Source organism: Curvibacter microcysteis (assembly GCF_028649455.1).
GTDB classification, from domain to species: domain Bacteria; phylum Pseudomonadota; class Gammaproteobacteria; order Burkholderiales; family Burkholderiaceae_C; genus Curvibacter; species Curvibacter microcysteis.
Genome location: NZ_JAQSIO010000005.1, coordinates 58255 through 77055 on the forward strand (window position 1 = coordinate 58255; position 18801 = coordinate 77055).

Annotated in this window: 17 protein-coding genes; 4 read left to right on the forward strand and 13 right to left on the reverse strand. The window is 68.3% G+C overall.

Annotated features, from left to right (window positions below; translation table 11 throughout):
- Positions 1-170: 170 nt before the first annotated feature.
- From serS to PSQ39_RS14455, 3 genes are read right to left on the reverse strand one after another with little or no spacing between them, the layout of a single operon-like run.
- Complete coding sequence (gene serS, locus PSQ39_RS14445) at positions 171-1481, reverse strand: serine--tRNA ligase (protein ID WP_273927528.1); 1311 nt, start codon at positions 1479-1481, stop codon at positions 171-173.
- Positions 1482-1526: 45 nt separating this feature from the next.
- Positions 1527-2153 carry a hypothetical protein gene (locus PSQ39_RS14450; RefSeq protein WP_273927529.1) on the reverse strand — a complete coding sequence of 209 codons (627 nt, stop codon included), beginning with the start codon at positions 2151-2153 and terminating at the stop codon, positions 1527-1529.
- Positions 2154-2182: 29 nt separating this feature from the next.
- Positions 2183-3124, reverse strand: a complete 942-nt coding sequence (locus PSQ39_RS14455; RefSeq protein WP_273927530.1) for a threonine/serine dehydratase — start codon at positions 3122-3124, stop codon at positions 2183-2185.
- A 108-nt stretch (positions 3125-3232) separates the two neighbouring features.
- On the opposite strand from PSQ39_RS14455, the gene PSQ39_RS14460 reads away from it, so the two are divergent.
- A complete protein-coding gene (locus PSQ39_RS14460; RefSeq protein WP_273927531.1) occupies positions 3233-3919 on the forward strand; it encodes a CBS domain-containing protein in 687 nt (228 codons plus the stop codon).
- Between the two features lie 30 nt (positions 3920-3949).
- Here PSQ39_RS14460 and ispH read toward each other — a convergent pair whose 3' ends face one another.
- Together ispH and PSQ39_RS14470 are read right to left on the reverse strand one after the other, a co-directional pair.
- Positions 3950-4912 (reverse strand): 4-hydroxy-3-methylbut-2-enyl diphosphate reductase, encoded by a 963-nt coding sequence (ispH, locus tag PSQ39_RS14465; protein ID WP_273927532.1) that lies wholly within the window; start codon positions 4910-4912, stop codon positions 3950-3952.
- Between the two features lies 1 nt (position 4913).
- Positions 4914-5375: an FKBP-type peptidyl-prolyl cis-trans isomerase gene (locus PSQ39_RS14470; protein WP_273927533.1), complete on the reverse strand. Its 462-nt coding sequence runs from the start codon at positions 5373-5375 to the stop codon at positions 4914-4916.
- A gap of 210 nt (positions 5376-5585) precedes the next feature.
- On the opposite strand from PSQ39_RS14470, the gene radC reads away from it, so the two are divergent.
- Complete coding sequence (radC, locus tag PSQ39_RS14475) at positions 5586-6263, forward strand: RadC family protein (RefSeq protein ID WP_273927534.1); 678 nt, start codon at positions 5586-5588, stop codon at positions 6261-6263.
- Positions 6263-6958 (forward strand): Smr/MutS family protein, encoded by a 696-nt coding sequence (locus PSQ39_RS14480; protein WP_273927535.1) that lies wholly within the window; start codon positions 6263-6265, stop codon positions 6956-6958. Before radC ends, PSQ39_RS14480 begins: the two co-directional genes overlap by 1 nt.
- Before the next feature lie 19 nt (positions 6959-6977).
- On the opposite strand, the gene PSQ39_RS14485 is transcribed toward PSQ39_RS14480, so the two are convergent.
- From PSQ39_RS14485 to PSQ39_RS14500, 4 genes are all read right to left on the reverse strand, one after another.
- Complete coding sequence (locus PSQ39_RS14485; protein WP_273927536.1) at positions 6978-7484, reverse strand: GNAT family N-acetyltransferase; 507 nt, start codon at positions 7482-7484, stop codon at positions 6978-6980.
- A 1-nt stretch (position 7485) separates the two neighbouring features.
- Positions 7486-7905 (reverse strand): group II truncated hemoglobin, encoded by a 420-nt coding sequence (locus PSQ39_RS14490; protein WP_273927537.1) that lies wholly within the window; start codon positions 7903-7905, stop codon positions 7486-7488.
- Positions 7906-7944: 39 nt separating this feature from the next.
- Positions 7945-10464, reverse strand: a complete 2520-nt coding sequence (locus PSQ39_RS14495; RefSeq protein ID WP_273927538.1) for an ABC transporter permease — start codon at positions 10462-10464, stop codon at positions 7945-7947.
- A gap of 141 nt (positions 10465-10605) precedes the next feature.
- On the reverse strand, positions 10606-12144 hold the full coding sequence (locus PSQ39_RS14500; protein WP_273927539.1) for a C13 family peptidase: 1539 nt from the start codon (positions 12142-12144) through the stop codon (positions 10606-10608).
- A gap of 153 nt (positions 12145-12297) precedes the next feature.
- Between PSQ39_RS14500 and hpaI the strand changes: the two genes are divergently transcribed.
- Positions 12298-13098, forward strand: a complete 801-nt coding sequence (hpaI, locus tag PSQ39_RS14505) for a 4-hydroxy-2-oxoheptanedioate aldolase (protein ID WP_409242042.1) — start codon at positions 12298-12300, stop codon at positions 13096-13098.
- A 76-nt stretch (positions 13099-13174) separates the two neighbouring features.
- Here the strand turns inward: hpaI and PSQ39_RS14510 are convergent, their stop codons facing one another.
- Genes PSQ39_RS14510 through PSQ39_RS14525 form a run of 4 tightly spaced genes read right to left on the reverse strand, consistent with a single transcriptional unit; the run spans position 13175 to position 18800 of the window.
- The gene (locus PSQ39_RS14510) at positions 13175-13429 is read right to left on the reverse strand and encodes a formate dehydrogenase subunit delta (RefSeq protein WP_273927541.1); all 255 of its coding nucleotides are present in this window, start codon (positions 13427-13429) and stop codon (positions 13175-13177) included.
- Positions 13430-13433: 4 nt separating this feature from the next.
- The gene (gene fdhD / locus PSQ39_RS14515) at positions 13434-14285 is read right to left on the reverse strand and encodes a formate dehydrogenase accessory sulfurtransferase FdhD (protein WP_273927542.1); all 852 of its coding nucleotides are present in this window, start codon (positions 14283-14285) and stop codon (positions 13434-13436) included.
- A gap of 11 nt (positions 14286-14296) precedes the next feature.
- The gene (gene fdhF / locus PSQ39_RS14520) at positions 14297-17233 is read right to left on the reverse strand and encodes a formate dehydrogenase subunit alpha (protein WP_273927543.1); all 2937 of its coding nucleotides are present in this window, start codon (positions 17231-17233) and stop codon (positions 14297-14299) included.
- Between the two features lie 10 nt (positions 17234-17243).
- Positions 17244-18800: a formate dehydrogenase beta subunit gene (locus PSQ39_RS14525; protein WP_273927544.1), complete on the reverse strand. Its 1557-nt coding sequence runs from the start codon at positions 18798-18800 to the stop codon at positions 17244-17246.
- Position 18801: the final 1 nt, after the last annotated feature.

An 18801-nucleotide genomic window follows, 5' to 3' on the forward strand; every position in this document is an offset into this window, starting at 1 on the left:
GACCTGACACAGCGCATTGCTTTGCTGCATCAATTCCTCTGAATTTCGAGCCTTGAATTCTAGCACGGTTTTTTGGGCATTCGTCCAAGTTCGTGCGCCAAGCGCCGCCACCAGCCTGACACGGCCCGGGCGCTGGCTGCCTCAGCAGCCGCACTCCGAGGCAGCCTTGCTCAGGCCTTGAGGACCGACAGCCCACCCAGGTAGGGGCGCAGCGCTTCGGGCACGGTGATGCTGCCGTCGGCCTTCTGGTTGTTTTCCAACACGGCCACCAGGGTGCGGCCCACGGCCAGACCCGAGCCGTTCAAGGTGTGCACCAGCTCGTTCTTGCCCTGCGCGTTCTTGAAGCGGGCCTGCAGGCGGCGCGCCTGGAAGGCTTCGCAGTTGGAGACCGAGCTGATCTCGCGGTAGGTGTTCTGCGCGGGCAGCCACACTTCCAGGTCATAGGTCTTGGCCGCGCCAAAGCCCATGTCGCCGGTGCACAGGCTCATCACGCGGTAGGGCAAGCCCAGCTTCTGCAGCACGGCTTCGGCGTGGCCGGTCATTTCTTCGAGCGCTTCGTAGCTCTTTTCTGGGTGCACGATCTGCACCATCTCGACCTTGTCGAACTGGTGCTGGCGGATCATGCCGCGCGTGTCGCGGCCATAGCTGCCGGCCTCAGAACGGAAGCACGGGGTGTGGGCGGTCAGCTTGATCGGCAGTTCGGCTTCGGCCACCACCACGTCGCGCACAAAGTTGGTCAGCGGCACTTCGCTGGTCGGGATCAGGTAGAGCGCGGCGTGGTCGGGCACCGGCTCGCCGTCCTGGCCGCCCTTCTTGGCGGCGAACAGGTCGCCCTCGAACTTGGGCAGCTGGCCCGTGCCCTTGAGCGAGTCGGCGTTGACGGCGTAGGGCACGTAGCACTCGGTGTAGCCGTGCTGCTCGGTCTGCAGGTCGAGCATGAACTGCGACAGCGCGCGGTGCAGGCGCGCGATCGGGCCCTTCATGACAGTGAAGCGCGAGCCCGACAGCTTGACGCCCATGTCGAAGTCCAGGCCCAGCGGGCCGCCCAGGTCAACGTGGTCCTTGACTTCAAAGTCGTACTGGCCTGGCGTGCCCCAGCGGCGCACTTCGACGTTGCCCGCCTCGTCGCTGCCCACGGGCACCGATTCGTGCGGCAGGTTGGGCACGGCGACGAGCAAGGCGTTGAGTTCTTGTTGCAGCGCTTCCAGGCGCACGGCCGAGGCTTCCAGCTCGGTCTTGCTGGCGGCCACCGCCGCCATGATGTCGTCTGCGCTTTCGCCCTTGGCCTTGCGTTGGCCGATCTGCTTGGACAGCGCGTTGCGCTGGGCCTGCAGTTCTTCGGTGCGGGTTTGCAGGGTCTTGCGCTCGGACTCCAGGGCGCGGAAGGCGTCCACGTTCAGGAAGGCCTGGGGCTTTTTGCGGGTTTCGAGGCGGGCGACGACCGAATCAAGGTCTTTGCGCAGGGAGATGATGTCTAGCATGGGTCGATTTTAGCGAGGGCGGGCCAGCGCTCTGGCCCGGGGGGCTCAGTTCAAGATTTCAAGGCGCACGTCATCCGCCCACAGCGTGCCCTGCTCGTCCAGCAGGATGCCGATGCGGATCTCTTCCGTGGCCTCCGGCAGCGGCAGCTCCACGCTGTAGCGCTTCCAGTCCTGGGTGCCGATCACGCGGCTGTCGTTCATGTGGTTCCACAGCAGCACCCGGTTGTCGATGTCGCGCATCTGCAAGATGAGGCCACCGCCGGCGCCGTCGGCGCCCTGGGTTTTGAGCTCGCTGCTCAAACGCGCGGTCTTGCCGCGCCAGCAAGGCGCCACGCGGATCGTTTGCTCCAGGGTCGCATGCGCTTCGGTGCCGACCCGGCGCAGGCGAAAGCTCGGCGGCGCACTGCGGTACACCGCCGTGTCGGACTCAAACAGGTAATGCCCGGGGTTGACGTGCTCCACCCCGCGCCAGCCCTTGGGAATGCCGTTGTCCCCCGCCACAAAACCGGGGTTGTTGACCGGGGCGATGGCAGGCCTGCCCGGCGCCGGGCAGGCCGGGGCGCTGGCCGCACTGGTGGGGCTCGGGGAAGGCGCACTTTGCGCCTGGCTCAGAGGGCTGAACAAGGCCCCGCTCAGGGCCAGGGCCACCGGGGCCCACTGGATGTATCGCATGGGAAAAGTCCTCTCAGTCAGCGCGCGGCTCAGGCCAGCGCGCTGGGGTCAAAGTTGGCGCCACACACAATCAGGCATACTTTTTCGTCGGCCCGGGGGCGGTAGGCCCCGCTTTGCAGCGCGGCCAGGCCCAAGGCGGCGGCGGGCTCCACCGCCAGCTTGAATTCGCTCCACAGCGTGTGGCGCGCGCGCGCAATGGACTCGTCACTGAGCAGCAAGGCTTGGCGGACCTGGGCCTGGGTGACCGCCCAGGCGATGTCGCCAATGCGCTTGGCGCCCAGCGAGTCGGCCGCAATGCCCGACACCGCCACGTCCACCGGCTCGCCGGCCTCGCGGGCGCGGAACAGGGTGGGCGCGGTTTCGGGCTCCAGTGCCACCACCTGGCTGCGCTGCTCAAACCAGGCGGCCAAGCCGCCAATCAAACCGCCGCCCCCCACGCTGACCAGCACCGAGTCGGGCACGCCAGCCTGGGCTTCAATCTCAGCCCCCAGCGTGCCCGCCCCGGCCACCACCTCGGGCTGGTCATAGGCATGGGTCAACAAGGCGCCCGTGGCCTGCTGGCGGGCCAGGCAGGCCTGGTAGGCCTCGGCATAGACCGCGCCCGTCACCACCACGTCGGCGCCCAGTTCGCGCAGTTTTTTGCGCTTGGCCTCGGGCGAGACCTCGGGCACAAACACCTCGCAGCGCACGCCCAGGGCGCGTGCCGCCGCGGCCGTAGCGATGCCGGCATTGCCGCCCGACGCGACGATCACACCGGCCTGGGTCAGAGGCTGGGCCAGCAGGCGGTTCATCATGCCGCGGGCCTTGAAGCTGCCGCCCACTTGCAGGTGTTCCAGCTTGAGCCAGACTTCAGCCGCCGCCACGCCAAGAGCAGCACCAGGCAGACGCCACAAAGGGGTCTGGCGCAAAAAGCCCACAGGGGCTTGCTTCAGTCGGGTCAATGCGCTTTCAATGTCGGAGCGGTCGATCATGGTCGGAGGCGTCAAAATGCGAAGAGCGCAGTGTAGCCAGCCTGATGCCCCAGGGTGGATCGACCTGCCCTTGGCCCACGATCTGAGTCACCGACTCGGGAGAAGCGCATGTTCTACGTGTACGGACTCGGCGGCCCCATTTACCGGGGACCGCTGGAAAACCTGGCCCAGGTCAGCCCGGTGCGGGCGCTGTCGGCCCTGCGTCGGGTGCAGGGCGTGAACGCCCCCGCCACCGAGCGCTTGCCCGACCCCGCCGAGGCCCCGGCGCCCGCGCACAGTGGCGCGCCCCACACCCTGCGCCAAGAGGCCTTGGCGGCCTACACCGACACCCAGCAAGGCCCAACCCCGGCCCGCGAGCCTTTGGAGCGTGTGCAAGACGTGATGACGCGCGAGGTGCTGAGCATGGCACCCAGCCTGAGCGCCGCCGAGGCCTGGGAGGCGCTGGCCGCACGCGGCGTGGGCCAAGCCCCGGTGGTCAATGCCCAGGGCCTGTTGGTGGGCTTGTTGCTGCGTGCCGACCTGTTGCCGGCCTCGCTGCTGCCCGGGCCGGCCGCCAACACCACCGGCATCGCTGCCTGGCAACTGGCGCAGCGCCCGGTGTCCGAGTTGATGCTGACGCCCGTGCCCGCGGTCACGCCCGACACGCACCTGCGCCAGGCCGCCCGGGTGCTGCTGGACATGGGCCTGCCCGGCCTGCCGGTGACGCAAGACAGCGGCCAGGTCGTGGGTTTTTTGTCGCGCGCCGACATCTTGCGCGCGGTGGTCGCCGACCCGCCGCTGGACCTGTGGACCTGACGTCCACCCGGTCCCCGGGCGGGTGCAGCCTCAGGCCTGAGGCTCGATGCGCAAGCCCTTGGGCAGCGGGAACTTCAGGGTTTCTTCAATGCCGTTCATCTTGCGCACCGACACCGCGCCATAGGCCCGGATGCGCTCAATGACCTGGTTGACCAGCACTTCGGGAGCCGAGGCGCCCGCGGTCAGGCCGACCCGGCTCTTGCCCTCGAACCAGGCGGCCTGCAGCTCGTCTGCGTTGTCCACCATGTGGCTTTCGGTGCCCAGCTTTTGCGCCAGCTCGCGCAGGCGGTTGCTGTTGGAGCTGGTCGGGCTGCCGACCACGATCACGATGTCCACCTGCGGGCTGAGCACCTTGACCGCGTCCTGGCGGTTTTGCGTGGCATAGCAAATGTCTTGCTGCTTGGGCTCGCGCACCTTGGGAAAGCGCTGGCGCACGGCCTCGGCGATCTCGGCAGCGTCGTCCACGCTCAGCGTGGTCTGGGTGACCACGGCCAGCTTGTCGGTCTGGGCCGGCTGCACGCGGGCCACATCGGCCACGTCTTCGACCAGGTGGATGCCGCTGTCGAGCTGGCCCATCGTGCCCTCGACCTCGGGGTGCCCCTTGTGGCCGATCATGATGAACTCAAAGCCCTCCTTGGCCAGCTTGGCCACCTCGACGTGCACCTTGGTGACCAGCGGGCAGGTGGCGTCAAAGATCGAAAAGCCACGGGCGCGCGCCTCGTCCTGCACGGCGCGGCTCACACCGTGGGCGCTGAACACCAGGGTGGCGCCAGGGGGTACGTCGTCCAGCTCTTCGATGAAGATGGCGCCTTTTTGCTTGAGGTCGTTCACCACATAGGTGTTGTGCACGATCTCATGGCGCACGTAGATGGGCGCGCCAAACTTTTGCAGCGCACGCTCCACGATCTCGATAGCACGGTCCACACCGGCGCAAAAACCGCGCGGCTCGGCCAGGGTGATTTCCGACAGGGTCGGCACCACGGGGGTGCTCATCTCACAGCACCCCGATCAGCTGCACTTCAAAGGTGACGGGCTGGCCGGCCAGCGGGTGGTTGAAGTCAAACAACACCGCCTCGTCACTGAGCTGCTGCACCGCACCGGCGTAGCTGCCCGTGCCGTCGGGGGTGGGGAACTGCACCACGTCACCGACGTGGTACTGCTCGTCCGGGTCGCCCAGCTGCACCAGCAGCTTGCGCGCCACCCACTGCAGCATGTCGGGGTTGCGCTCGCCAAAGGCCTCGCCGGCGGCGATCTCGAACTGGCTGCGCGTGCCCTCGGCCAGGCCGATCAGCCGCTGCTCCACCGCAGGCGACAACTCGCCGGTGCCCAGCGACAAAGTGGCAGGCTTGTCCTCGAAAGTATTGATGATGTCCCCAGCCGGACCGGAGAGCCGGTAATGCAGCGTGAGAAAGGAGTCCGACTTGACGACGGAAGCTTGAGTGGGCGTTGTTGACATGGAAGTCCCGATAAACTGGCCGCTATTGTAAAAAACCGGCCAGAGTCCCTTCACATGACGGGTCCACTGTTGCTTTTTCCGTTCCCTCCTGCGGGGTGTTGCAGTGCCTGGGAACCCAGGCGCCGCCGCCCTCGCAGCCGCCCCACGAGCCGCGTTTTGTCATCACCCTTCACCTGGATGGGGCCCACCCGATGGGTCCTGACCGCCCCCATGAGCCTGCAGGATTTGCCGCCTGATGCCCGCCCGCGCGAGAAGCTGATCGCGCGTGGCCCCGGCGCGCTCAGCGACGCCGAGCTGCTGGCCCTGCTGCTGCGCACCGGGCTGGCGGGCAAGAACGTGCTGCAACTGGCGCAAGAGCTGCTCGACCGCTTTGGCGGCCTCAGCGGCCTGCTGCACACCGGCCTGGACGAGCTCAAAAGCATCAAGGGCCTGGGCGGCAGCGCCAAGCGCGCGGAGCTCAGCGCCGTGCTCGAACTGGCGCGCCGGGCCCTGGCCCAGCAGTTGAGCGAGCGCCCGGCGTTCACCAGCCCCCAGGCCGTGCAGGATTACCTGCAACTGCACCTGGCGCACAAGGGCCACGAGGTGTTTGCCGTGTTGTTTTTGGACAGCCAACACAAGCTGCTGGCCTTTGAAGAACTGTTTCGCGGCACCCTGAGCCAGACCAGCGTCTACCCGCGCGAGGTGGTGCTGCGCGCCTTACACCACCGCGCTGGCGCCGTGGTGCTGGCGCACAACCACCCCAGCGGCACGGTGCAGCCCTCGCGTGCCGACGAGGCCCTGACCCAGCACCTCAAAGCCGCCCTGGGCTTGGTCGACATCCGGGTGCTGGACCATTTCATCGTGGCGCCAGGCCAGGCCTTGTCCATGGCCGAGAAAGGTCTGCTGTGATGCGCGCCAAACCCACGCCCCTTGGCGCCCAGGCGCTGCCCGCCGGCTTGGTGGTGCGTTCGCTGCAAGACCTGAAGCTGGTGCAAAAGCGCCTGGCCCAGCAGCGCGCCGAGGCCGAAGCCCTGGCGGTGGCCCGACGCGAGGCCGAAGTCAAACGCCAGCAGGCCAATCGCCTGTTTGAACTGGCCGTGGGCCCGGTGACCCGGCTGCACCCGCCCAACAAGGTCTTGCTCAACAACGACCCGCCGCCCCCCATTCCCGTGCAGCACCAGTTGGACGAGCAGCGCGTGCTGCTGGAGTCCATCAGCGACGATTTCGACGTCAGCTCACTGCTGGACACCGACGACGCGCTGAGCTTCCGCCGCCCCGGCATCAGCGTCGAAGTGACGCGCAAACTGCGGCGTGGCGAGTGGAGCATCCAAAGCCAGCTGGACCTGCATGGCCTGCGCACCGACGAGGCGCGCGAGGCCCTGGGCCAGTACATCCGCGAAGCGCACAAGCTGGGCCTGCGCTGCGTGCGCGTGGTGCACGGCAAAGGCCTGGGCTCACCCGGCAAGAGCCCGGTGCTCAAGGGCCGGGTGCAAAGCTGGCTGGTGCAGAAAAACGATGTGCTGGCCTTTGTGCAGGCCCGCCCCGCCGAAGGCGGCGCCGGCGCCTTGGTGGTGCTGCTGCGCCCCTCGCCGGGCGGGCACTGAGGTGAAGGCCAACCGGCCTTCAGCCCGCTGAGCCCAGGCGCTGCAGCGCCTCGCCGGTGACGCGGCAGATGCGCCAGTCGGGCATGACGGTGGCGCCCATGGCCTGGTAGAAGTCGATCGCGGGCTGGTTCCAGTCCAGCACCGACCACTCAAAACGGCCGCAACCGCGTTGCACGGCCAAAGCGGCCAGGGCCTGGAGCAAGGCCTTGCCAATGCCCAGGCCGCGCCGTTCGGGCAACACAAACAGGTCTTCGAGGTACAGACCCGGCTGGGCCAGGAAGGTCGAGTAGTTCGGGAAGAACAGCGCGAAGCCGGCCGGCTCGCCCTGCCATTCGGCCAGCAAGGCTTCGGCTGCCGGGCGCTCACCGAACAAGGTGGCGCGCAGCTGCTCGGGCGTGGCCGCGACGCGGTCAAGCAAGTGCTCGTACTCGGCCAGGCCGCGGATCAGGCGCAGCAAGGTGTCGCAGTCCTCGGCCGTGGCCGGGCGCAGGCGCAAGGCGCTGTCAGGGGTGTGGAGGGGGTTCATGTCAGCTCACACCTTTGTTGCGCATCCAGTCGGCCGTGCCGTGAAAGCTTTCTTTGAGGCGGGCGCGCAGGTCCTCGGGCACGCCGGTCTCGCCCATGGCCTGGTCCATGCAGGCGACCCACTGATCGCGCTCCTTGATGCCAATCGGAAACGGCAGGTGACGCGCGCGCAGCATGGGGTGGCCAAAGCGGTCGGTGTAGTACGACGGCCCACCCAGCCAGCCGCACAGAAACCAGAACAGGCGCTGGCGTGCGTTGGCCAGGTCAGGACCGTGGGCGGCGCGCAGCGCGTGGTAGCCGGGCTCCAGGTCCATGAGGTCGTAAAAGCGCTCGGTCAGGGCGAGCACACGGGCTTCGCCGCCGATCCATTCAAACGGGGTGGCGGGGGCGGCGCTGCCGCTGGGGGTGTCTTCGGTGTCCATGCGCTATTTTCACCGCAGCCAGCGCCCCCCGGCAGGCGCTCAGGCGCTGGCGCGGCGCAGGGTCTCCACCACTGGGCGGCGCAGCACCTCGCGCAAGCCCCACCAGCCCGCGGCCAGGGCCAGCACGGCCCCCGCCACGGCGCCGCCCAGCAGCACCCAGGGCGAGGCGTTCCACGCAAAGTCAAACACAAAGCGCGCCAGGCCCCAGCCCACCACGGCCGCGACCGCGCTGGCCAGGCTGCCTGCCAGCAGGCCCACGCCCACCAACTCGGCCGCCTGCACCTGGCGCAGCAGGCGCGCACTGGCCCCCACCGCACGCATGATGGCGAACTCGCGCGAGCGCTCCTCACGCGTGGCCGTGACGGCCGCAAACAAGACCACCAGGCCCGCCGCCAAGGTGAAGGCAAACAAGAACTCCACCGCCCGCACCACCTGCTCCAGCACGCGCTGCACCTGGTTCAGGGTGCTGCTCATGTCGACATTGGTGATGTTGGGAAACTGCCGCACCAAGGCGTTGTCAAAACCGGGCTGGGCCGGGGCGCGGAAGGCGGCCAGGTAGGTCACCGGCACATCCTTCAACTGGCTGACCGGGTAAATGACAAAGAAGTTGGCGTGCAACGACCCCCAATCCACCTTGCGCAGCGAGCTGATGCGCGACTCGGTTTGCAGACCGCCGATGTCAAAGCGCAGCACATCGCCCAGCTTCAGGCCCAGGGTTTGGGCCAGCCCCTCCTCCACGCTGATGGCGCCGGCCTCTTCGGGCGTCCAGCGCCCGGCGACCACGCTGTTGTGCGGCGGCTGCTCGGCGGCGTTGGAGAGGTTGAACTCCCGGTCAACCAGGCGCTTGGCGCGGTCGCTGGCGAAGTCGTCCGGGCTGATGGCTTTGCCATTCACCGCCAGCAGGCGGCCCCGGATCATGGGGTACCAGTCGTAGTTCGTGACCCCCGCCTGCTTCAGCGTGGACTGGAAGTCCGCGCCCTGCTCGGGCAGCACATTGATGACAAAGCGGTTGGGCGCGTCCGGCGGCGTGGCCTGGCGCCAGCTGCTGATCAGGTCGGTGCGCAACAGCACCAGCAGCACCAGGGCCAGCAGGCCCACGGCCAGGGCGCTGACCTGCACCACCGCGTAAGCCGGGCGGGCCGAGATCTGCCGCGTGGCCAACACCAGCCAGCGCGGGGCGGTGTTCTCGTTGACACTGCGCCGCAGCAGTTTGACCGCCACCCAACTCAGGCCGGCAAACAAGAGCACGGCGCCGGCAAAGCCGCCCACGGCGATCAAGCCCAGCAGGCGGTCGCTGCTGACCGCCATCAACAAGGCGGCAAAGCCCAGCACGCCCAGGCCCAGCACCAGCAGCGAGGCCGGCTTGAGCCCGCCCAGGTCGCGCCGGATGACACGCAACGGGGGCACCTGGGCCAGTTGCAGCACCGGCGGCAGGCCAAAGGCCAGCAGCAGGGTCAGGCCCATGCCCAAGCCCAGCAGGGCCGGCCAGGCGCTGGCGGCCGGCAGGGCCGCGTCCACCAAACCGGCCAGCAAGAACACAAAAGCGTGGTGCACGCCCCAGCCCAGGGCCACGCCCAGGGCGCTGGCCCACAGGCCCGCCAGCACAAATTCGACGCTGTAGGCCAGGGCGATGGTGCGCTGGCTCAGGCCCAGCACGCGCAGCAGGGCGCAGTCGTCCAGGTGGCTGGCGGCAAAGCCGCGCGCGGCCAGGGCCACGGCCACGGCACTGAGCAAGGCCGCCAGCAGGGCCACCAGGTTGAGGAATTTTTCGGCTCGGTCCAGGGTCTGGCGCATTTCGGGGCGGCCGCTCTCCAGCGATTCCAGGCGCAGGCCGCGGCGCTCGCCGCCTTGCAGCTCGGTCGTGGCCCAGCGGGTGTACGCCTGCACGGCCGGGGCCTCGCCGGCCACGGCCAGTCGGTAGCTGATGCGGCTGGCGGGTTGCACCAGGCGGGTGGCGGCCAGGTCGCGCTCGTTGATCAGCACGCGCGGCGCAAAGGACATGAAACCGGCCCCCCGGTCGGGCTCCAACACCAGCACCCGGGCCACACGCAAGCGGCTGTCCCCCAGCAGCAGCGGGTCGCCCACCTGCAGGCCCAGGGCCTCCAGCAAGGGGGCATCGACCCAAGCCTCGCCCGGCGCAGGCACGGCGCGGGTGCTTTGTTCGGGGGCGCCAGGGCGCTCGGCCACGACCAGTTGGCCGCGCAGCGGGTAGCCCACCCCCACGGCCTTGAGGGCCACCAGGCGGCTGGCGCCGCCTTGCTCGTCGCTGGCGCGACCCATGGTCGGGAAACTCAGCGTGCCGGCCACCTGCAAGCCCAGGCGCCGGGCTTCGGCCTCGAACGCGGGCGGCGCTGGGTTGTCGCTGGCCAGGACCACGTCGCCGCCCAGCAGTTGGCGCGCATCGCGCTGCAGGCCGCCCTTGAGCCGGTCAGAGAAAAATCCCACCGCCGACAGCGCGGCCACCGCCAAGGTGACGGCCACGATCAGCAAGCGCAGTTCACCGGCGCGCAGGTCGCGCCACAGGGTGCGCCAGCCCAGGCGCCAGAAAGAGTGCTTCATAGCCCAGACCTTAGCGCAATCCGATGTCAGTCACGCGAGCGCCGCGCAATGGCCCCTGCGCCCCAGTCCCCCCCAGAGGGTCTTGGCGCCGCGCCACCGGGGAGTCGAGGGGCTTGCGGGCTCGGGTCCGTCGGCCTGGTCTCAGCGCTTGTCCAGGCGCTGCTCCAGCTCGGCCAGCACCGGGCGCAAACGGGCACCCGTGCTGATTTGGGGGTTGGAGGGGCCGTCCGACTTTTGCGCTTGCTTCTCGCGCAACGCGATCACCGGCAAGGCCTTGGCGAAGGCCTGGGTGAAGGAGTGGGTCTGTCGCAGTTGCTCGTCAAACACCGCACGGCCGAAAAAGGTCAGTTCCGAAGCGCTACCGCAGCCATAGGAGGTTTGGGTGGCGTCGGCGGCGGTCATCACCAGGCTGCTGTCGCTGGCCAGGGGCTCGACCCAGCCGCCTGAATAACAGGCCGAAATGGCGATGACGCGGTTCTGGATGCCGGCCTCGTCCAACAGGGCCCGCAAGCCCTGAGGGTCGATCGGGTCGACCTCCAGCGGCCAGTGGCTGGCCGCCAGCTTGAAGTCCTGCGCGCCGTGCGAGCTGAGGTAGAGCACCAGCACGTCGTGCTCGCGGTCCATTTTTTGCGCCAGCAGGCCGATGGCTCGGCGCAGGTTCTGCGGTGTGGCCCAGGGCAGGCTGGTCGCCGTGTCGGGATGGTTGAGCAGGGTCAGCACCCGGCCTTCAGCGTCAAAGCGCTGGCGCAGCACCTCCCCCACCATGTGGCTTTCGCGGCGGAACACCTCTTCTTCGGCGTAGGGCGCAAAGACCAGGCCGTAGACCTCGATCAGGCCTTCGCGCTGGGGCAGCAACTCGCGCTCAAGGGCCGGCCACAGCGCCTGCTGGGCCTCGAAAGTGGCCTGGCTCAGGCGCAAGCGCGGGGGTTCAGGGGCGTCGGCCGCCAGGGCGGCGCTCTCGTCGGGCGCCCAAGGGCGGTCGGGGAATTGCCAAACCGCCAGGCCTGACAAGCCGCCCAGCACGAGGCTGAACACGACCAGGCGCCAGCGCGGGCCCGCAAAGCGCGCGGTCAGGCGCACCACCGCGAGCAAGGCCCACAGCAACATCACCAGGAACGCGCCCCAGTAGAGCTGCTGTGAACGCGGCCCCTCAAAGGACAGCCACTCGCGCAGCACCGACAGGGCCAGCCCTTGCAGCGCCAGTTGTGCCGGCAGGGTGGCCCAGGTGCTGAGCGCGAACCAGGAGCCCAGGCCGCGCAGGTGCCAGGGGTCGGGGTCTTGCTCGGCCTCCCTCAAGGGCGGCAGGGCAAACCAGGCGGCCCACAGCACCAGGAGCGTCATCCACCATGGCACCAGCCAGGCACGCCAGTCAAAAATGGCGGGACCCAGCACTTCGAGCCGGGCAAAAGCCAGCTGCAGCCCGGCACTCAACAGGGTCAGCAGCAGCACCTGCCAAGGTGAGGGCTGGGCGTGCCCCACTTCGGGCGACATGAAAAAGGCCGCGCGCCAGCCGCCCAGCACCCAACGCCACCAGGGCAGGCGTTCGGGCGGCACGGGCTTGGCCTCTCCCAGCGCCCAGACCGGACTGGCGGGCGCGGGCTCCAGGGCCAGCGGGGTGGTGTCTTCGTCATCGATGGCGACCGTATCGTCCCAATCCACGGGATGCTGACTTTTGCTCATCCCGACATGATGCCAGCGCACCAGGGGGGCTCGCCAGTGCCCAGGGCGCCAGCGCCGCCCTGCCGCGGTCCTCGCCGCCGAGGAGGCCTGGGATTTCATCGCACAATGGGCGCCGATTTGACTTGTTTTTCAGGACTGGAGACCTGCATGCCGGTGACCCCCACCAACCCGTTCAAGCGCGCTTTGCAAAACAAGGAGGCCCAAATTGGCCTGTGGCTGTCCATGGCCTCGCCCTACCTCAGCGAGGTCAGCGCCACCGCTGGTTTTGACTGGCTGCTGATCGATGGCGAACACGCGCCCAACACCTTGCAAAGCACACTGCAGCAGCTGCAGGTGGTGGCGCCCTACCGCGCCCAACCGGTGGTGCGGGCCGTGGAAGGCCAGGTGGCCCTGGTCAAGCAGCTGCTGGACATCGGCGCTCAAAACCTGCTGATCCCGATGGTGGATACGCCCGAGCAGGCGCGCTTGATGGCCTCGGCCGTGCGCTACCCGCCCGAGGGCATCCGGGGCGTGGGCAGCGCCATCGCCCGGGCTTCGCGCTGGAGCCTGCATGCCGACTACCTGGACACGGCCAGCGACAACATCTGCCTGCTGGTGCAGGCCGAGACCGTGACGGCCCTGGCCAACCTGAAAGAGATCGCGGCGGTGGACGGCGTGGACGGCGTCTTCATCGGCCCGGCCGACCTGGCCGCGTCCATGGGGCACCGGGGCCAGCCGGGCCACCCTGAAGTGCAGGCCGCCATCGAAGGCGCAATCCGCACCATCGTGGCCGCGGGCAAGGCCGCCGGCATCCTGACCTCGGATGCCGCGCTGGCGCACCGCTACCTGGCACTGGGCGCCACCTTTGTCGCCGTGGGCGTGGATGTGTCGCTTTACGCGCAAGCCGCGCGCAAGCTCGCGGCCGACTTCTTGGGCAGCGACAAGCCCGCTTCGGCCCCGGGCGCCGCTTACTGATCGAACGAAGAGGCCTGACCCTGCAGCAGGGGCGCCGCGGCCGGGGTCAGGGCCCGCAGCGGGTGACGGCGGCGACTCAGGTTGGGGCCGGCAAGGCCTCGCACAGCAGGGCGCGGTGGGCGTTCCAGGCCTGGCGCACGATGTCACGCACCTCGGGCTGGGCCGGGTCGTCCATCAGGCGCTGAAACTCGGCGCGCATGCGCGGTTCCCAGAACTTGCGGATGTGGTTGGCAATGCCCTGCAGGGCCTCGGGCCGATCGGGCATGGACTCGAAGAACTGGCCAATGCGGTTGGCCATGACGATCAGGTTGGAAGTGTGGTGTTCGCTCATGCTCTCAAGCCTCCCCAGCCACGCGGTGGCCCTGGGTGTAAACAGAAAAATCAGCGCCCCGGGCAAAGCCCAGCAGGCTCAGGCCCGCCGCTTCGGCCGTGTGCAAGGCCAGGGCGGTGACGCCGGACACGGCCGCCAGCAGGGGCACGCCAGCGGCTGCGGTTTTTTGCACCATCTCGTGGCTGGCGCGGCTGGTCACCACCACAAAGCCACTGGCCTCGGGCTGGCCCTCGCGCTGGCTGGCGGGGCGGCGCAGCAAAGCGCCAATCAGCTTGTCCAGTGCGTTGTGCCGACCCACATCTTCACGCACCAGGTGCAGCTGACCTTGGGCATCGCACCAGCCGGCCGCGTGCGTGGCGCCCGTGGCTGCCAGCAGGGGCTGGCGCGCCCGCAGCTGTCCCATGCCCGCCACCAAAGCCTCCGGGGTGTAGAGGCCTTGTGCCGGCAAGGGCGCCACCGGGCGCACGGCTTGGGACAAGCTTTCGGCGCCGCACAGGCCACAGCCGGTGCGGCCCGCCAGGCTGCGCCTCCGGTCCTTGAATTGGGCAAAGCACGAGGCGGCCACTTCCAGGCGCAGGGTGATGCCCTCGGCGCTGGGGTCGGCCTCGATGGCATACACCTGGCCCGCGTGCTGGACCAGGCCTTCGCTGAGGCTGAAGCCCAAGGCAAAGTCTTCCAGGTCAGCCGGGGTGGCCAGCATGACCGCGTGGGTCACGCCGTTGTACTCCAGCGCCACCGGCACCTCGTCGGCCAGCACGTCTTGCGCGCTGTGCCACTGGCCGGCACGGTAGCGCCGCACCGGGGTGGCACGGCTGCCTTCGGGCAGGGCACAGGGGACGGCAGGGTGGGCGTCCATGGTCTGCTCGCTCAGGCGCTCTGCCCTGCCGCTTGCAGGTGCTCCAGCTGGGCCTGGTTGAACTCGCTGTAGTCCCGCTGCCACGGCGACTGGTGAACCGCCGGGGTGCTGGACTCGGCAGTGCCCAGGGCGGGTTGGGCCACCAGGCTCACGTTGACGGCGGTCACCTTGTACTCCGGGCAGTTGGTGGCCCAGTCGCTGCTGTCGGTGGTGATGACGTTGGCGCCCGACTCGGGGAAGTGGAAGGTGGTGTAGACCACGCCCGGGGCCACACGCTCGGTCACGGTGGCGCGCAGCACGGTTTCACCCGCGCGGCTTTGGATGCCCACCCAGTCGTCCTCGCGGATGCCGCGTTCTTCGGCGTCGTGGGGGTGGATTTCCAGACGGTCCTCGCTGTGCCACTGGTTGTTCTCGGTGCGGCGCGTCTGGGCACCCACGTTGTACTGCGACAGGATGCGCCCCGTGGTGAGCAGCAGCGGGAACTTGCGCGTGACCTTTTCGTCCGTGGGCACGTACTGGGTGATGATGAAGCGGCCCTTGCCACGCACGAACTTGTCGACGTGCATGATGGCGGTGCCGGCCTCGTCGGTGTGGTCGTTGCAAGGCCACTGCACGCTGCCCAGGCGCTCGATCTTCTCGTAGCTGACACCGGCGAAGCTGGGGGTCAGCGCCGCGATCTCCTGCATGATCTCCTCGGGGTGCTGGTAGTTCATGGGGTAACCCAGCGCGTTGGCCAGCTTTTGCGTGACCTCCCAATCGGCATAACCGGCCAGCGGCTTCATGACGCGGCGCACGCGGCTGATGCGGCGCTCGGCGTTGGTGAAGGTGCCATCCTTTTCAAGGAAGGACGAGCCCGGCAGGAACACATGGGCGTACTTGGCGGTTTCGTTGAGGAAGATGTCCTGCACCACCACGCACTGCATGGCCTTGAGCGAGTCGGTGACGTGCTGGGTGTTGGGGTCGCTTTGCACGATGTCCTCGCCCTCGCAGTAAAGGCCCAGGAAGGTGCCTTGCTGCGCGGCGTCGAACATGTTGGGAATGCGCAGGCCCGGCTCGGGGTTGAGCGTGACGCCCCAGGCCGACTCGAACAAGGTGCGCGTGGTGCTGTCGCTGATGTGGCGGTAGCCCGGCAGCTCGTGCGGGAAGGAGCCCATGTCGCACGAGCCCTGCACGTTGTTCTGGCCGCGCAACGGGTTCACGCCCACGCCTTCGCGGCCGACGTTGCCGGTGGCCATGGCCAGGTTGGCAATGCCCATGACCATGGTCGAGCCCTGGGCGTGCTCGGTCACACCGAGGCCGTAATAGATGGCGGCGTTGACCTGGCGGCCGGTCTTCACGCCTTCGCTGTTGCCGGTGGCGTACAGGCGGGCGGCGGCGCGCAGTTCCTCGGCCGGCACGCCGGTGACGAGCGACATGGCTTCAGGCGAGTTCTCAGGCCGGGCCACGAACTCGCGCCATTCCCGGAAGGACTTGTCGTCACAGCGCTCGGCGATGTAGGCCTCGTCCAGCAGGCCTTCGGTGACCACCACGTGGGCCAGCGCGCTGATGACGGCCACGTTGGTGCCGGGCTTGAGCTGCAGGTGGTGCTGGGCCGAGATGTGCGGCGACTGCACCAGGTCAATGCGGCGCGGGTCGACCACGATCAACTTGGCCCCTTCGCGCAGGCGCTTCTTCATGCGCGAGCCGAACACCGGGTGGGCATCGGTCGGGTTGGCACCGATGACCAGGATGACGTCGGCCTTCTCCACCGACTTGAAGGTCTGCGTGCCGGCCGAGGTGCCGTAGGTCTGGCCCAGGCCGTAGCCAGTGGGCGAGTGGCAAACGCGGGCGCAGGTGTCGACGTTGTTGTTGCCAAAAGCGGCCCGGATCAGCTTTTGCACCAGGTAGGTTTCTTCGTTGGTGCAGCGCGAGGAGGTGATGCCACCGATCGAGTCGCGGCCGTGCTCGGCCTGGATGCGGCGGAACTCACTGGCCGCGTAGCCAATGGCCTCGTCCCAGCTGACTTCCTGCCACGGGTCGTTGATGCTCTTGCGGATCATCGGCGTGGTGATGCGGTCCTTGTGGGTGGCATAGCCCCAGGCGAAACGGCCCTTGACGCAGGCATGGCCTTCGTTGGCCTTGCCGTCCTTCCAGGGGACCATGCGCACGACTTCAGTGCCCTTCATCTCGGCCTTGAAGGCGCAGCCCACGCCGCAGTAGGCGCAGGTGGTGATGGTGCTGTGCTCGGGCTGGCCCAGGTTGATGATGGACTTTTCTTGCAGCGTGGCAGTGGGGCAGGCTTCGACGCAGGCGCCGCAGCTGACGCACTCGGAGTCCATGAAGGACTCGCTCTGGCCCGGCGACACGCGCGACTCAAAACCCCGGCCGCTGATGGTCAGCGCGAACGTGCCCTGGGTTTCTTCGCAGGCGCGCACGCAGCGGTTGCAGACGATGCACTTGCTGGCGTCGTAGCTGAAATAAGGGTTGGAGTTGTCGATGGCGGGCTTGCTGTCGCCACGGAAGTGGTTGGCACCGTCGAGGCCATAGCGCACCTCGCGCAGGCCGGTGACGCCAGCCATGTCCTGCAATTCGCAGTTGCCGTTGGCCGAGCAGGTCAGGCAGTCCAGCGGGTGGTCGGAGATGTACAGCTCCATCACGCCCTTGCGCAGCGCTTGCAGCTTGGGGCTTTGGGTGAGCACCTTCATGCCGGCTTCGGCCGGCGTGGTGCAGGACGCGGGGTAGCCCTTGCGGCCTTCGACCTCGACCAGGCACAGGCGGCAGGAGCCAAAGGGCTCCAGGCTGTCGGTGGCGCAAAGCTTGGGCACGCGCACACCGGCGTCGACCGCCGCACGCATCAGCGAGGTGCCCGCGGGCACGCTGACGCTGACGCCGTCGATCTCGAGCGTCACTTCTTTTTCAGACACCCGCAACGGGGTGCCGTAATCGGTTTGTTTCAGGTGGTCCAGCATGGCGAACTCCTCAAGCAGCTTGGGTTTCAGGCACGGCCAATCCGAAGTCCTGGGGGTAATGGTTCAAGGCGGAGAGCACGGGGTAAGGCGTCATGCCGCCCATGGCGCACAGCGAGCCATGCAGCATGGTGTCGCAGAGGTCGCGCAGCAGCTCGACCTGCTGCGGCTGCGCCGCGCCACCGGCGCGGATCTGGTCGATCACCTCGACACCGCGCGTGGAGCCGATGCGGCACGGGGTGCACTTGCCGCAGGATTCCAGCGCGCAGAACGCCATCGCGTAGCGGGCCAGCTGCGCGAGGTTGGCGCTGTCGTCGTGCACCACGATGCCGCCGTGGCCGACCACGCCGCCAAACGCGGCATAGGCTTCGTAGTCCAGGGGCACGTCCCATTTGTCTTCGGGCACATAGGCGCCCAGCGGGCCGCCCACCTGGATCGCCTTGATGGGCCGGCCCGAGGCGGTGCCGCCGCCGAAGCCGTAGACCAGCTCGCGCAGGGTCAGGCCAAAGGCTTTTTCAACCAGGCCGCCATGCTTGATGTTGCCAGCCAATTGGAAGGGCAAGGTGCCGTGCGACCGGCCCACGCCGTAGTCGCGGTAGAACTGCGCGCCCCGCGCCAGGATGATGGGCGTGGAGGCGAAGGTGATCACGTTGTTGATCACGGTGGGTTGGCCAAACAGGCCTTGCAGGGCCGGCAGCGGCGGCTTGGCGCGCACGATGCCGCGCTTGCCTTCGATGCTTTCGAGCATCGCGGTTTCTTCACCGCACACATAAGCCCCCGCGGCCTTGCGCACTTCCAGGTGAAAGCGCTGGCCCGAGCCGAGTACCGAGTCGCCCAGAAAGCCCGCCTCGGTGGCGCGCCGGATGGCCTCGGTCAAGGTCGCGATGGCATGCGGGTACTCGGAACGCACATACACATAGCCTTGGGTGGCGCCCACGGTGACGGCGGCAATGGTCATGCCCTCGATCAGCATGTAGGGGTCACCCTCCATGGTCATGCGGTCGGAGTAGGTGCCGGAGTCGCCTTCGTCGGCATTGCAGACCACGTACTTCTGGGCGGCTTGGGCACCCGCCACGGTCTTCCATTTGATGCCGGCCGGGAAGGCGGCACCGCCCCGACCACGCAGGCCGGAGTGGGTGACCTCCTGGATCAGCGCGGCGCTGTCCAGGGTCAGCGCGCGGCGCAGGCCGGCCCAGCCTTCGTGGGCCTCGTAGTCGGCCAGGCTCAGCGGGTCGGTCACGCCCATGCGGCGGAAGGTCAGGCGCTCTTGCAGCGCCAGGTAGGGGATTTGTTCCGTCACGCCTTGGCGCAAGGGGTGGTCGCCGCCCTGCAACAGGCCGGCAGCCAGCAGGCCAGGCACGTCTTCCGGGGCGACTGGGCCGTAGGCGATGCGGCCTTGCGGCGTTTGCACCTCGACCAGGGGCTCGAGCCAGAACAGGCCGCGCGAGCTGTTGCGCACAAGTTCAATGGATTCACCTGCCGCGCCTTGCAGGGCTTGGGCCACCTCGTCGGCCCCGACGGCCAACGCGGCGGAATCACGGGGAATGTAAACACGCACAGGGTTGCTCATG